Source organism: Paenibacillus sp. J22P15 (assembly GCF_056269345.1).
On the sequence record NZ_JBWDNT010000001.1, the window covers coordinates 117550 to 132728 of the forward strand.

Here is a 15179-nt window from a genome sequence, read left to right on the forward strand (position 1 = left end):
TATTGGGACAATCAACACCTGAGGAGTGATACGGATGCAAGCAAGATTATTGTTGGAAGACGGTACGTTGTTCACAGGACTTTCGTTCGGTGCAGAAGCACAAATGATGGGCGAGGTTGTATTTAATACAGGAATTACAGGTTATCAAGAGGTTCTATCCGATCCGTCTTACTGCGGACAAATCGTAACAATGACATACCCGTTGATCGGGAACTATGGCATTAACCGCGATGATTTTGAAGCGATGCGTCCATTTATTCATGGATTTGTTGTCCGTCGTCATGAAGAAGTACCTAGTAACTGGCGCGCACAATATTCACTTGGACAGCTTTTGAAAGAATACGGCATTCCAGGCATCAGCGACATTGATACACGGATGCTTACTCGTAAGCTGCGTAACTACGGCACTATGAAGGGTCTAATTACAACAGGCAACGAGCGTGTAGAAGAGCTTGCTGAGCGTCTTAACATCTCAAGCTTAATGACGGATCAAGTAGCACGCACATCCACAACTCATGTATTCTCAAGCCCTGGTCAAGGCGAGCGTATCGTGCTTGTTGACTTCGGTGCAAAAAGCGGTATTTTGCGCGAACTTACGAAGCGCGGCTGTGATGTGATCGTAGTTCCTCATGATACGACGGCAGACCAAATTCGCCGCCTAGCTCCAGACGGTATTCAACTGTCTAACGGCCCTGGGGACCCGAAAGATGTACCATACGCTGTGAAAATGATTTCTGAATTGCTTGGCGAATTCCCGATCTTCGGCATTTGCTTAGGTCACCAACTGTTCGCACTAGCTTGTGGAGCAGAAACAACGAAGCTAAAATTCGGACATCGCGGCGGAAATCACCCGGTTAAAGAATTGGCAACTAACCGTTGCTACATTACTTCACAAAACCATGGCTACACCGTGCTTGAAGAATCAGTAGGCAGCACGCAACTTGAAGTAACACACATTAATAATAATGACCGCACGATCGAAGGACTTAAACATAAAACATTCCCAGCTTTCTCGGTTCAATATCACCCAGAAGCTGCTCCTGGACCATACGATTCCAGCTATTTGTTTGATGAGTTCCTGCAAATGATCCGTAAGCACAAGATTAATAACCCACAAAAACCTCGTCAAGCGGTGTTATCGGAGACGTTGAAAGGAGAGCTTCAGTATGCCCAAAAATAATGAACTCAAAAAAATTCTCGTGATCGGTTCCGGTCCAATTGTCATCGGACAAGCGGCGGAATTCGACTATGCCGGCACTCAGGCCTGCCAAGCACTCAAGGAAGAGGGCTACGAGGTTGTACTTATAAACAGTAACCCAGCTACAATCATGACAGACACAAACATGGCAGATAAAGTATACATCGAGCCTATTACACTAGAATTTGTTTCCCAAATCATTCGTCAAGAGCGTCCTGATGGACTTCTTCCGACACTTGGCGGTCAAACTGGCCTAAACATGGCAGTTGAGCTTGCACGCGCAGGCGTTCTAGAGCGTGAAAATGTGAAATTGCTTGGAACACAGCTGACAGCTATTGAAAAAGCTGAGGATCGTGATCTTTTCCGCGAACTTATGCGTGAGCTAGAGCAGCCAGTACCAGATAGTGATATCGTAACGACTGTCGAGGATGCAGTAAACTTCGCTAACACGATCGGATATCCTATTATCGTTCGTCCTGCCTACACACTTGGTGGAACAGGCGGCGGTATTTGTGCGAATGAAGAAGAGCTTCGCGAGACGGTTGCTTCCGGAATCCGTTACAGTCCGATCAGCCAGTGTCTAATCGAGAAATCGATCGCAGGTATGAAAGAAGTAGAGTATGAAGTTATGCGTGATGCGAACGATAACTGTATCGTTGTGTGCAACATGGAAAACTTTGACCCCGTTGGTGTTCATACAGGCGACAGCATCGTTGTAGCGCCAAGCCAAACTTTGTCCGATCGTGAGTATCAAATGCTTCGCTCGGCTTCCTTGAAAATCATTCGTGCTCTGAACATCGAGGGCGGCTGTAATGTACAGTTCGCGCTTGATCCACAAAGCTATCAATATTATGTAATTGAAGTAAATCCGCGTGTTAGCCGTTCATCGGCACTAGCTTCCAAAGCAACGGGTTACCCGATTGCAAAAATGGCAGCAAAAATCGCTATCGGTTACACGCTTGATGAGCTTGTAAACCCTGTTACTGGACAAACGTATGCATGTTTCGAGCCAACACTCGATTATATCGTATCAAAGATTCCTCGCTGGCCGTTTGACAAGTTCGTTAACGCGAACCGCAAGCTAGGCACGCAAATGAAAGCAACAGGCGAAGTTATGGCTATCGGCCGTACTTTTGAAGAATCCATCCATAAAGCGGTTCGTTCACTAGAAATCGGTGCACACCGTATTCACCTTAAAGAAGCTAGTTCTTTAGAGGATGCAGTGCTTCGCACGCGTCTAGAGAAACCGGATGACGAGCGGATGTTCCTTGTAGCGGAAGCGTTCCGTCGCGGCTATCAGCTTCAAGAAATTCAAGATATTACCAACATCGACTGGTGGTTCCTTGATAAAATCCAATCGATCGTAGCATTTGAGGATCGCATGCGCAGTGAATCAACGTTGAATCAACAAACGTTGTATGAAGCAAAACGCAAAGGCTTCTCTGATCGCTCCATTGCTGAAATCCGTCAAGAAGGTTTCCCGAACGGCAGTCATACGACTGAAGCTGATGTACGCGCACTTCGTTTACAGCTTAACTTGAAGCCAGTCTACAAAATGGTTGATACATGCGCAGCTGAATTCGAAGCTTCGACACCATACTACTACTCCACTTATGAAGTAGAGAATGAAGTAACAGCTACGGACAAACAAAAGGTTCTTGTTCTTGGATCTGGACCAATTCGTATCGGTCAAGGTATTGAGTTTGATTACTCGACAGTTCATGCTGTATGGGCAATCCAAAATGCAGGCTACGAAGCGGTTATTATCAACAATAACCCAGAAACAGTTTCAACTGACTTCAGCACATCGGACAGACTCTACTTTGAGCCATTGTTCTTCGAAGATGTGATGAACGTTATTGAGCAAGAGAATCCAATTGGCGTAATCGTACAATTCGGTGGCCAAACGGCGATTAACCTTGCTGCTCCGCTTTCCAAAGCAGGAGTTCGCATTCTTGGTTCTAGCCTAGAGAGCATTGATGCTGCAGAAGATCGCAAGAAATTTGAAGCACTGCTTCGCAGCTTGAACATTGCACAACCTGATGGCAAGACAGTAACTTCTGTTGATGAAGCAGTTATTACAGCACAAGGACTTGGTTATCCGGTACTTGTTCGTCCGTCTTACGTACTTGGCGGTCGTGCAATGGAAATCGTGTACTCAGATGAAGAACTACTTAACTACATGGAAGTTGCTGTAAAGATCAACCCAGAGCATCCAGTTCTGATCGACCGTTATATGCTTGGAAAAGAAGCAGAGGTTGACGCAATTTGTGATGGCGATACTGTTATTATTCCGGGGATTATGGAGCATGTTGAGCGCGCAGGGGTTCACTCCGGCGATTCAATCGCGGTTTACCCTCCACAATCGCTTTCAGAGGATATTAAGCAACAGATCGTTGATATCACAATAAGCATCACGAAAGCTCTGAATGTTATCGGCCTTGTAAATATCCAGTTCGTTATTCACCAAGAGAAAGTGTACGTAATTGAAGTTAATCCGCGTTCATCACGTACAGTACCTTTCCTAAGCAAAGTAACGAATATTCCGATGGCAAACCTAGCTACAAAAGCTATTCTCGGAACTAAGCTTACTGATCTTGGTTATGTAGAAGGTTTGTGGCCTGAAGATGAGTATGTATCGGTAAAAGTTCCGGTCTTCTCCTTCGCGAAGCTGCGCCGGGTTGATCCAACTCTAACGCCAGAAATGAAGTCAACAGGCGAAGTAATGGGTCGCGATGTACAATATGCGAAAGCTCTTTATAAAGGACTCATCGGTGCTGGAATGAAAATTCCTACATCTGGCGCCATTATTGCAACTGTAGCAGATAAAGATAAAGAAGAAGCAACCGAATTGCTTCGCGGCTTCTTTAACCTAGGCTACAAAATTATCGCAACAGGCGGAACAGCGAAAGCTTTGGAAGAAGCAGGCCTAATCGTTACGACTGTTAATAAGCTAAGCGAAGGCTCTCCGAATATTCTAGATCTTGTACGTGAAGGGCAAGCACAATTTGTTGTCAATACGTTGACCAAAGGTAAAGCTCCTGAGCGTGACGGATTCAGAATTCGTCGTGAAGCGGTTGAGAATGGCGTAGTTTGTATGACGTCGCTTGATACGGTTCGTGCATTGCTTGTAATGCTTGAAACGCTAAACTTCTCATCTCGTTCTATGCCAGTGGTGCTACAAAAGAAATAAGCTCATTTGAGCTTAAAAGTACGGCCAGCGTTAATTGCTGCGTATCCACCTCAAGGCGTTTAGCCTTCAGGTAGATAGGCAGCAGACGTATGGCCGTTTATTTTGCAAAGGAACAGAGAAATGGAGTGATTTCGGATGAAGTTGACTAACGAGCAAGCAGCAGGACGGATTATGGTTGCACTAGACTATCCTGATGCAGCAGCGGCTGAGCGTTTAATTGCTGAGCTGCATGGCATTCCTTGTTATATGAAGGTGGGAATGCAGTTGTTTTACGCAGCAGGCCCTTCATTTGTACAAAGCTTGAAAGAGCGGGGTTACTACGTTTTTCTTGATGTGAAAATGCATGATATTCCGAACACCGTTAAGGGTGGAGCTAACAGCGTAACGAAGCTCGGTGTAGATATGTTCAACGTACATGCAGCAGGCGGCAGTCACATGCTTGAGGCTGCGCTTGAAGGTGTAGACATCGCTCTTACAGGAAGCGGCCTACGTAAGCCAACGGTTATCGCAGTTACTCATTTGACAAGTACGAATCAATCGATGCTTAACGATCAAATAGGAATTAATGGTACAGTAGAGGCAGCTGTGCTTCGATATGCTGAGCTTACCAAAAAAGCTGGTTTAGACGGAGTTGTTGCTTCCCCCTCCGAGGTTGAGGCAATTAAAGCGTTGTGCGGCTCTTCATTCAAAACAATTACCCCTGGTATTCGTCCAGCAGGTGCAGATGTGAATGATCAATCACGCATCATGACACCAAGCGAAGCACTTCGCCAAGGTACTGATTATATGGTAATCGGTCGTCCCATTACAGCAGCACCAAGCCCTAGAGCTGCACTAGAATCTATTATTGAGGAGCTGACTTCTTATGAGTAAATTAACTTTAGCTGAATTGCCTAATCAAATTGCCAAGAGCCTGCTTGAAATTGAAGCTGTTGCACTTCGTCCGAATGATCCGTTCACTTGGACATCTGGCATTAAATCACCGATCTATTGTGATAACCGTCTTACGATGACATACCCTGCGATTCGCGATCTCGTTGCAGAAGGTTTCGCAACCATTATTCGCGAGAACTATCCGGATGCTGAGGTTATCGCGGGTACATCAACTGCCGGCATTCCTCATGCAGCTTGGGTTGCACAGAAGCTAAACCTGCCGATGGCTTACATTCGCGATAAAGCGAAAGGGCATGGCAAGCAAAACCAAATCGAAGGCCGAGTTCTTCCTGGTCAAAAAGTTGTTGTCATTGAGGACTTGATCTCGACAGGGGGAAGCTCATTGAAAGCTGCGCTTGCTGTTAGAGAAGCTGGTGCAGAAGTATTGGCGGTGCTTGCCATCTTTACTTATGAATTCGATTCCGCTATTCAAGCGTTTGCCGGTGAGCAAATGCCGCTTGTAACGTTGTCGAGCTACAGTGCTTTAATTCAGACCGCAGTAGAGCTTGGTAAAGTTGCTCCTGAGGATGTAGCTGCACTTCAAGCTTGGAGAGAAGATCCACAATCTTTCGGCAAATAATTGCTTTTTATAAAAAGGCGTACTCTCGTTTCAAGGGAGTGCGCCTTTTTTTGTCACAAAATTGTTCTAAATTCGATACAAATATTTATTTTTTTTTGAAAGGAGCTCTACTTTATTGAAGTGATACTCCGATAAATAATAATAGAAGTGTTGTGAAGAACTGAGGGGCGGGAGTATTAATGAGAATACCTTTAAATGTTAGACTAGTTTTATTGTCTGTGGTTCCACTATTGTTTTATGCATTTACGGGATTGTATTTGCTCCAAGAGCAGCGTGCCGTATTAAATGACATGACCGAAATAATCTATGAGACTGTTAATGAAGTAGACACTTTAATCCTGAACGCGGATAAGGATATGCATCAAGCTTATCAAGCTTATTTGAGAATTGAATCGGGTACATTAGATAAAGTCAACATAGAGGCTGCTCAATTTGAATTGGCTGAGAATATTAAACAAGTTGAGGATAGGGTAGGAGAAGCGCAAACTATTATATATGCCAAAGGACTTCAAACCTTAGATTCGGGAGAGTCTGAGCGCAGCATCGATCAAATTTTGATTGAATTTAAGGCTAATTTTAACTATTGGAAAGACTCAGCTACGAAAGCAGCAGCTGATGGAAAGAGTTTGTTTATAAATAAGCAGATCGATAATAGCTTCCTAACTGGTAGATCCGGAATCGATGAGATAGGACAAAACATTAATCTTTACGCGAAATTAGCGATTTCTGACATCACCAAGGAATTTGATAAAACACAGCTTAGTGTTTTTTTAGGAATCATTTTTGTGACGATCGGTTTGATGATATCCGTTTATTTTACCGTTCGACATATTATGAAGACAATCAGAAGTGTAGTATTTAAAACACAGCGTGTAGCAGACGGGGACTTGACTGTACCTCCCGATAAGAAATACAGCAAGGACGAGCTTGGCCGCATCTCGCTATCGGTCGATCATATGATCGAAGCAACAAAGCTGCTAATTAGCGGCATAGCCAATAATGCGGCTGAAGTTACCAAATCGACAGTTCAATTAACGACCGCTTCGAAGGAATCTGCATCAGCAGCTGAGCATGTTGCTCTTAATATTCAGGAGGTAGCAAGCGGCTCTGAAGCGCAAGCAAGAGGAGCAGAAGAAACATCAAGAGCGATAGAAGAAATGACGATTGGCATTCAACGAATTGCAGAAAATACATCATCAATTGCTGAGAAATCTTCTTCTACCTCACAACAGGCTGATCTTGGGCATGAAGCGCTGCTGCGGCTAGTTGATCAATTTGAAGAAGTGAGCTCTGTTATCGTAAGACTATCCGATAAGATTGAAACATTAGAACATCGCTCAAAGGAAATTGGGCTAATTGCCGATAATATAACTAGCTTTTCTAATCAAACGAACATATTATCGCTTAACGCTTCAATAGAAGCAGCACGCGCGGGTGAGCATGGCAGAGGCTTCGCGGTCGTTGCAGGTGAAATTCGTAAGCTGGCTGCAGGATCACTTGCTTCGGTGGATGACATACATCAGCTTGTAGATGTGACACGCAGCGAAATTGCTGGAGCTTCTGCATACATGTCACAAACGATAGAGGAAATGAAGCGCGGCAGTGATCGAGTGAGCGATGTGCGTAAAAATCTAGATTTAATTATTGCTTCTATTGTACAAATGAGTGGGCAGATTCATGAAAATTCTGCGATTACGCAGCAAATGTCCGCTAGTTCTGAGCAGGTAAGCGCCTCTATGGAGCAATCCGCTGCAACAGCTGTCGTTAATCTTGAGAAAACTGAGAATGTCGCTGCTGCAACAGAAGAACAGCTTGCATTAATGGATAACATCTCTACTGCAGCCATTCATCTGGATGAGATTGTACACGAACTGGATCATGCCATATCTCATTTTAAGGTGAAATAATGACATAGAAATGACTAAATAAGGCTACTTTTCATGCGAAGAGCAAGTATTCGCTAAAAGTAGTTTTTTCTTTCAAAAATGTTTTATAAAGTTGTTTGAAATTGACGTAACTTTTTGAGCATGTCCTACGTCTATCATTTAAGATGAGAATTATGAAAGTTGGTTAAGGAGGGATCGGAAGCGCTAATGGCCATTCCGCAGGAAGAGAAACAGACGATAGAAGCGCAGATTGAACCTGCCGAGGAAAGACGTGATCTGCTTCAGGTGATCGATGTAGAGCGTACGTTTCAGGTTGGCGGATCACCGCTTCCAGTATTGAAGGGCATTCGAATGGAGCTTAAGGAGCGCCAATTAGTTATGCTTAGAGGGAGATCAGGCTCAGGCAAGACAACGCTGCTGAATTGCTTGGGTGGGCTGGATACACCGAGCAAAGGGGAAATTTTATTTAATGGTTTGCCCTTTCACAGTATGAGCGATGATCAACGCACATTAGTTAGGCGAAAGCACATGGGCTTTATCTTTCAGGCCTTCGCACTTATGCCGCTTTTGTCCGCGAGAGAGAATGTGGAGTTAGCCCTTCGTATGGCTGGCGTTCCTCGTGCGGAATGGAAAAATAGAGTTAACCACTGTCTAGAGCTAGTTGGCCTCGAGAAGCGAATGAATCACCGCCCTTTCGAGCTCTCCGGCGGCGAGCAACAGCGTGTAGCTATTGCCAAGGCCATCGCGCATAAACCAATGCTGCTGCTGGCTGATGAGCCGACAGCAGAGCTTGATACGAATATGTCAGCTCAAATTATGGCCGTTTTCCAAAATATTATTCGCACTGAACAAGTTTCTATTTGTATGACTACACATGATCCTACGATTTTGGAGGTTGCAGACATTGTCTATGAAATGGTTGACGGAAAATTTATTTAAACGTTCTATGGTTGTTGTTTTAAGTGCTTCCTTAGTGCTTACAAGCGGATGCTCCTTGCTACCGGCAGAAGATGAAGAAGAAATCATACCTGAAATATCCCCAGCACAAATATCGAAGAAACCCGAGTATGAGGTTACAACGGCTACATTAGAAACAAAGGTACCTTTGATTGGCAAGCTGATTTCGTTAGAAGAAGAGACGATGTTTTTCACTTTGGACGGTAAGAATTTAAAAGAGCTGCATGTGAAAGTAAATTCGACGGTAAAGGCTGGTCAAGTGATCGGAGAGTTGGACGTTGATTCATTGGTCAAAACGTTGCGGCTCGAACGTCTTGCATTTAAAAGAGAAGAAGCTTTGATGAAAGAAACGCTGCGTGAACGTGATGAAATGGACCCAATTGATTTTGAGACGAAGTTGATTGCATTTGAAGAAAAGAAGCAGAAGCTTGTAGATATGGAAGAGGAGATTGCGAAAGCAAGCTTGAAGGCTCCATTCTCAGGAACGATTGTAACGCTTAATGTACAGAAGGGCGATCTAATCAAAGCCTATGCGCCAATTGCGATCGTAGCCGATACGAGTAAGATTACTGCAGCAGCCAAGATTACAAAAGCAGAACTTGAGAAATTGGCGGTTGGCATGGAAGTAGAAGCCAAAATTTCAAATGTAGGTACTTTTAAAGGCAAGATAAAACAACTTCCTGTCAAGACCGAGGAACAGAATAATGGTGGCGGTAATGGCGGAATGCCAGGGGAAGTGAAACCTGAACGTCCAGAAGACTACTTAATATTTGATCTTACTGGATTACCTAAAAATCTAAATCGCGGTACACCGATTTCAATCAATGTCATAACGAGCCGAACTAAAGATGCTATTGTTATTCCTCCTTCTACGCTTCGCTCAATTGGCTCTCGTACTTATGTGCAGGTTATTGATGCAGACGGCAAGCGCGAAGTAGACGTTGAGGTCGGCCAGCAAACCTCGACAAATATTGAGATCTTGCAAGGTTTGAAGCCGGGGCAGAAAGTTGTAGGTCGATAGCCAATGGGAATTCCGCTGTTTCGTTTTTTGTTCCGCAAAATGTGGAACACGCGCTGGCTAACCCTGAGCACACTTGCTGGGCTGACCCTAGCAGTTGCATTTGCAACGAGTATACCCATGTACGCAGATGGCGCACTTAAGAGAGTGGTTGCCGAATCGCTTCAGGAGAAGAGTAGTGGATTACCAGCAGGCTCACTTCTCATGAGGTACCAATCACCTGCTGGCGGGAAAACGGATTTAGCAGCGTTGTCAGAGGTTGAGCGTTACATTTCTGAAGGAATACCTAAGGAAATTGGATTTCCTTTCGGCACGTTTGTAAATAGCAATTCCATTCGCGGAGCTGAAGTGGTTCCTGAGGATCCAACGAAGGTAGACGCTGGTCGCAGCCGCCAACTGACGATTATGAACATGTCAGGTCTCGAGACAAATACTGAGCTGACACAGGGCAGATGGTTTGTAAATGCCGAAGGGGATGGAGAGCTGCTCGAAGCAGTGATGTTCGAGGAAGCGATGTATCGAAATGATGTACATATCGGCGATGTATTTGAATATCCGATATACGGTGGCTTAGATCTGACATTACGTGTGAAAATTGTCGGTTCTGTTAAGCCGCTGACTGATACGAGTTCATATTGGTATCAGGGGATGGAAAGCTTGCTGAATACGCTCCAAATTAGTGATGCTGCATTTGACAAGATGCTGCTTGCAAAGAAAGGCATTCCGCTTCATAATGCCAGCTGGTACTATGCATTCGATTTGTCTGAAATTAAAACGAGTCAATTAACACCGTTAAGCAGGACACTTGAGCGATTGAACATCGACTTGTATCAGCGTCTTAAAGACACAAGAGTGGAAATTTCCTTTGCATCCACGCTTACGGAATTTAAGAAACAAAGTTTGCAGCTGCAAACTTTGCTGTTCACCCTAGCTGCCCCCATGCTCGCAATGGTATTTTTCTTCATTGCGATGAATGCAAGGCAGTCATTGGATAAGCAGCGAAGCGATATTGCAGTGCTTCGAAGCAGAGGCGCAGGTACGCGGCAAATTATTTGGATTTATTTGCTCGAAGGACTTCTCTTGGGCGGTCTAGCTCTTGCGAGCGGTCCCTTTATCGGGTGGTTCATGGCTAAGAGTATTGGATCGGCAAATGGCTTCCTATCCTTCGTTAATCGGAAGTCTATACCGGTCGGTTTCTCTACGGAGGCGATTATCGCAGGTGGTGCTGCGGTATTGATTGCCCTTATGGCGACAATTATTCCTGCAATCATTTATGCAAGATCTTCAATCGTAAGCTATAAACAAGATTTGGCTCGATCTGATCGGAAGCCAGGATGGCAGCGTTGGTATCTTGACGTTTTGTTAATTGCTGCTGCTGGTTATGGCTGGTATATGTTTAATGAGCGTCAGATGTTGACATTCAAGACGGGTATGACGACGGATCAATTAAACGTACAACCATTTTTATTCTTTGTGCCAGCGCTCTCGATTTTTGCATTTGGGCTGTTTTTCTTGCGGCTATTTCCATGGCTGCTGAAATTATTTACTTGGATGGGACGTAAATTTTTACCTGTTCCGTTGTATTTGACACTGACGCAGCTTTCACGTTCATCCAAAGGGTATTATCCGTTGATGATTTTATTAGTGCTTACGCTTGGACTTGGTGTTTATAATGCATCGGCAGCTAGAACGATCGATTTGAACTCCACTGAGCGTACATTATATAAGTACGGCGCAGACGTTACGATTCAGACCGTGTGGGAAGGCTCGGCGGAAATTACTAAGACGCCTGGCAACAATGGCGGTAATGGCGGTGGTGCTGGCGGCGGTGGAAACGGCGGAAACGGCGGAGGAAACGGTGGCGGTGGTAATGGAGGAAATGGCGGCAATGGCGGTGGATCAGGCGGCGGCGGTCAAACCGTTCCTTCGAAGATGCTGTTCAGTGAACCTCCATTTGAAATATTCCGTTCTCTTGAAGGCGTAGAAGCTGCTGCACGTGTGCTGCAAACGAAGGGGAGCGTAGTCATCTCAGGAAAATCGATTGGTCAAGGTACTGTAATGGGTATTGATAACGTCGATTTCTCCAAAGTAGGCTGGTTCCGCAACGATTTGTATCCCGCTCATCCCAATTATTATTTAAATAACTTGGGAAAATTTGAGCATGCAGCACTAATACCTTCAAAAGTAGCAGAGAAGTATCAGTTAAAGGTTGGCGATCCTGTTTCCGTAGGATTCTCTGAGGGTAAGGTGGATTTTGTGGTTGTTGGAATTTTGCCTTATTGGCCTAGCCAGTATCCTGATAAATCACCATTTATTATTACGAATTTGGATTATGTTTATGATCAGCTTCCACTTATTCCTTATGAGGTTTGGCTGAAGATGAAGCCTGACGCAAAGGTAGCGCCTATCATTACGGAGCTGCAGAAGGCAGGAATCGAAATAGCGGCCGTTAAGGATGTAAGAAGCGAGCTCATCATGCAATCGAAGCTTCCAACCAGAGGCGGCGTATTCGGTATTCTGAGCCTAGGCTTTCTCGTTTCGGTAGTTATCACACTAGCAGGTTATGTGCTCTTTTGGTTCTTTAATCTCTCGGGCCGTGTTGTCCAATTCGGGGTACTGCGGGCGATGGGACTATCACGTAGACAACTAACAGGCATGCTGCTTTTGGAACAGTTATTTACAGCCGGACTTGCGATTGGACTTGGCGTTTTAATCGGTAAGGGAGTCAGCTTACTCTTCCTGCCATTCTTGCAAACGACAGAAAACGTAGCTGAGACCGTACCGCCATTCCGAGTCATATTTGAGTCAAGCGATACGAATCAATTGTTCGTTGTAGTCGGATTTATGATGCTGACCGGGGCGTTGCTGCTCTTCCTGCACATTCGCAGGCTGAGAGTGCATCAAGCGGTCAAGATGGGAGAAGAACGATGACAACAGCGGTGACAACTGCGATGATCGATTGCGAAGGTCTGGTGAAAATTTATAAGACAGATGATCTAGAGGTCGTCGCCCTGCAAGGCTTGAACTTAAAGGTTAATGAAGGCGAGCTTATGGCCATCATCGGCAACAGTGGCAGCGGAAAGTCTACACTTCTGAATACGCTTGGCGGTCTTGACCGCCCTTCAGCTGGTCAGGTGCACGTAGGACCATGGGATTTGCTAAAAATTTCCGAAGAGGACTTAGTCAAGTATAAGAGAGAAACGGTAGGCTTTATTTGGCAAAATAATGCTAGAAACCTGCTGCCTTATCTTTCTGCCCTTGAGAACGTAGAAATGCCGATGATGCTGTCGGGCAAGGTCGATCGCGCTTATGCGAAGCAATTGCTTGAGTGGGTCGGTTTGAAAGAGCGCATGCATAATAAGCTTCATCAATTATCCGGCGGCGAGCAGCAAAGGGTAGCCATTGCAATCTCGTTGTCGAATCGTCCGAAGCTATTGCTAGCTGATGAACCGACAGGTTCTGTAGATACTTCAACCTCCGATTTGATTATGGGTATTTTCCGCAGACTCAATCGTGAGATTGGTATTACGATCGTGATCGTAACGCATGATTTAACGCTTGCAAGTAAGGTGGATAGAGTTGTTGCTATTCGTGATGGCTTGACGAGCACAGAGTTTATTAAAAGAAATCCGAATATTTCACAAGATGGCAGTGAAGTAGTGCTTCCCTCAACAAATACCGGATTGCAATCTGTACATGAGGCATACGTAGTTGTCGATCGAGTAGGTCGGTTACAAGTGCCCAAGGAATATTTATCCGCATTAAATATTAAAGACAAAGCAACAATGGAATTTGACGGTGAGCGGATAGTTATTACTCCGCCAAAATCATTAGGGGGTTAAGTCGAATGAATAACAAAAGATTGTCAGGAATGCGGATTCGTAAGTTTACAGTGGTTAGCTTGACGCTTGCTTTGCTAGTAGGTTTGCTTGCAGCATGCAGCGGCGGCGGCGCAGACAATTCTACAGAAAAACGAGTTTTACGTATTGGTGTGCTTTATGGCGGCGCAGATCAAGAGCCATATTTCCGTCAGCAATACACAGATATGTATGAAATGTCTCATCCTAACATTGAGTTCGAAATTGTAGGGGCAATTAACAATGATGATCAACGCTTTGATCAACCTGATCCCAACAAGCCTGCAACACAGCCTAATCCTTATGAGAAAATGAAGGAAATGCTAAACGGAGAAAATCCGGTAGATGTGGTCGTCTTGGATTACAACATGCTGCGTCGTATGACGCAAGATAATCTGCTTCAACCGCTTGATCCGCTAATTGCAAAGGATAAATTTGATTTAACGGATTATGTACCTACTGTCATAGAGGGAATCAAGTCAGCAGGAGACGGCAGTTTGTTTGCTTTGACACCTACATTTAACTCTTCAGCGCTTTACTACAATAAAAAATTATTTGCTGATGCCGGAGTAACTCCTCCATCAGATAAAATGGAATGGTCTGAGGTTCTTAATTTGGCACGTCAAGTATCAAAAGGCGAAGGCGAAGATCGCAATTTCGGCTTTACATTCAATCGTTGGTCTTCTGATGCCTTTAGCAATGCAAGTGCATATAGCCAAGCACTGCAATTGAAAATGTGGGATGACAAGGGCGAGAAAATGCTCGTAAACAGTGAGCAATGGGAACATGTATGGAATACAATTTCTTCTATGTACGAAGAGAAAATTATTCCAACACAAGAATTTATGAACAAGATGTATGAAAAGCAAAATTCTGAGGGGGTCAATGATCCTTTCTACGGCGATCTGTTTATCAAGGGTAAAGTAGCGATGACAATCGGTGATTACGGTTATATCAATGAATTGAAGAGGGCTTCGGACAATGCTACGAAAATGAAAGATTTTGAACCAGTAGATTGGGATGTCGTAACGGTTCCTGTCAATCCGAGCAGTCCAGATGTTGGAAGCAGCATCTATCTTAGCCAATTGATGGGCATTAACAACAAAGCTCAAAACGATAAAGACGCTTGGGATTTCATTAAGTTTTCGAATAGCAAGGAATGGGCAAAGCTGAAGTCGAGAAGTCTTTATGAGATGGTTGCACGTAAGGAGTTTCTGACTCCGATCGGCGGCTTGCAATACAATATGGATGCCTTTACTTCGTTGAAACCATTGCCGCCTTCTAGTTCGGATGCGGAAAATCTATTCAATACGAAACCAGGAATTTGGGAAGCGCAACAGCCTGGCTATGAGTTGTTCCAAGAAGTTATCGACAAGAAAAAGTCTGTAAAAGAAGCTTTAGCTGAGTGGGAGACACGCGGTAACGCAGTGCTGGAGAGAATTAAAAATAATCCTACTGGTGGAGGCACCGACGGCGGTGTCGAAATCATGCCAATGCCTAGATAACCAGTTATAAGGAAAAAGCCCGTAATCGACCTGTGCGTCGTTTGCGGGCTTT

Annotated in this window: 10 protein-coding genes; all 10 read left to right on the top strand. The window is 44.6% G+C overall.

Annotation, left to right across the window (positions count from 1 at the left end):
- Window positions 1-34: 34 nt before the first annotated feature.
- The 10 genes from carA to AC0YN6_RS00600 all read left to right on the top strand — a co-directional run bounded on the left by carA (window position 35) and on the right by AC0YN6_RS00600 (window position 15127).
- Window positions 35-1180, top strand: a complete 1146-nt coding sequence (gene carA / locus AC0YN6_RS00555; RefSeq protein ID WP_475744367.1) for a glutamine-hydrolyzing carbamoyl-phosphate synthase small subunit — start codon at window positions 35-37, stop codon at window positions 1178-1180.
- Window positions 1167-4391 (top strand): carbamoyl-phosphate synthase large subunit, encoded by a 3225-nt coding sequence (carB, locus tag AC0YN6_RS00560; protein ID WP_475744369.1) that lies wholly within the window; start codon window positions 1167-1169, stop codon window positions 4389-4391. Before carA ends, carB begins: the two co-directional genes overlap by 14 nt.
- A gap of 135 nt (window positions 4392-4526) precedes the next feature.
- The gene (gene pyrF, locus AC0YN6_RS00565; protein WP_475744370.1) at window positions 4527-5264 is read left to right on the top strand and encodes an orotidine-5'-phosphate decarboxylase; all 738 of its coding nucleotides are present in this window, start codon (window positions 4527-4529) and stop codon (window positions 5262-5264) included.
- Window positions 5257-5904, top strand: coding sequence for an orotate phosphoribosyltransferase (gene pyrE, locus AC0YN6_RS00570; protein ID WP_475744371.1), 648 nt, complete (start codon window positions 5257-5259; stop codon window positions 5902-5904). Before pyrF ends, pyrE begins: the two co-directional genes overlap by 8 nt.
- Window positions 5905-6083: 179 nt before the next feature.
- Window positions 6084-7811 (top strand): methyl-accepting chemotaxis protein, encoded by a 1728-nt coding sequence (locus AC0YN6_RS00575; RefSeq protein WP_475744372.1) that lies wholly within the window; start codon window positions 6084-6086, stop codon window positions 7809-7811.
- 186 nt (window positions 7812-7997) lie between these two features.
- Window positions 7998-8729 carry an ABC transporter ATP-binding protein gene (locus AC0YN6_RS00580; RefSeq protein ID WP_475744374.1) on the top strand — a complete coding sequence of 244 codons (732 nt, stop codon included), beginning with the start codon at window positions 7998-8000 and terminating at the stop codon, window positions 8727-8729.
- The gene (locus AC0YN6_RS00585) at window positions 8701-9768 is read left to right on the top strand and encodes an efflux RND transporter periplasmic adaptor subunit (protein ID WP_475745489.1); all 1068 of its coding nucleotides are present in this window, start codon (window positions 8701-8703) and stop codon (window positions 9766-9768) included. Before AC0YN6_RS00580 ends, AC0YN6_RS00585 begins: the two co-directional genes overlap by 29 nt.
- Before the next feature lie 3 nt (window positions 9769-9771).
- Window positions 9772-12696, top strand: coding sequence for an FtsX-like permease family protein (locus AC0YN6_RS00590; protein ID WP_475744376.1), 2925 nt, complete (start codon window positions 9772-9774; stop codon window positions 12694-12696).
- 20 nt (window positions 12697-12716) lie between these two features.
- Window positions 12717-13607, top strand: a complete 891-nt coding sequence (locus AC0YN6_RS00595; RefSeq protein ID WP_475745490.1) for an ABC transporter ATP-binding protein — start codon at window positions 12717-12719, stop codon at window positions 13605-13607.
- 5 nt (window positions 13608-13612) lie between these two features.
- Window positions 13613-15127, top strand: a complete 1515-nt coding sequence (locus tag AC0YN6_RS00600) for an ABC transporter substrate-binding protein (RefSeq protein WP_475744377.1) — start codon at window positions 13613-13615, stop codon at window positions 15125-15127.
- Window positions 15128-15179: the final 52 nt, after the last annotated feature.

What these genes read in the sequence shown, in the direction of transcription:
- AC0YN6_RS00600 (WP_475744377.1), top strand. Translation starts at nt 13,613, where the DNA reads ATGAATAACAAAAGATTGTCAGGAATGCGGATTCGTAAGTTTACAGTG.
- pyrF (WP_475744370.1), top strand. Translation starts at nt 4,527, where the DNA reads ATGAAGTTGACTAACGAGCAAGCAGCAGGACGGATTATGGTTGCACTA.
- AC0YN6_RS00585 (WP_475745489.1), top strand. Translation starts at nt 8,701, where the DNA reads ATGAAATGGTTGACGGAAAATTTATTTAAACGTTCTATGGTTGTTGTT.
- AC0YN6_RS00595 (WP_475745490.1), top strand. Translation starts at nt 12,717, where the DNA reads ATGATCGATTGCGAAGGTCTGGTGAAAATTTATAAGACAGATGATCTA.
- AC0YN6_RS00580 (WP_475744374.1), top strand. Translation starts at nt 7,998, where the DNA reads ATGGCCATTCCGCAGGAAGAGAAACAGACGATAGAAGCGCAGATTGAA.
- pyrE (WP_475744371.1), top strand. Translation starts at nt 5,257, where the DNA reads ATGAGTAAATTAACTTTAGCTGAATTGCCTAATCAAATTGCCAAGAGC.
- AC0YN6_RS00575 (WP_475744372.1), top strand. Translation starts at nt 6,084, where the DNA reads ATGAGAATACCTTTAAATGTTAGACTAGTTTTATTGTCTGTGGTTCCA.
- AC0YN6_RS00590 (WP_475744376.1), top strand. Translation starts at nt 9,772, where the DNA reads ATGGGAATTCCGCTGTTTCGTTTTTTGTTCCGCAAAATGTGGAACACG.
- carB (WP_475744369.1), top strand. Translation starts at nt 1,167, where the DNA reads ATGCCCAAAAATAATGAACTCAAAAAAATTCTCGTGATCGGTTCCGGT.
- carA (WP_475744367.1), top strand. Translation starts at nt 35, where the DNA reads ATGCAAGCAAGATTATTGTTGGAAGACGGTACGTTGTTCACAGGACTT.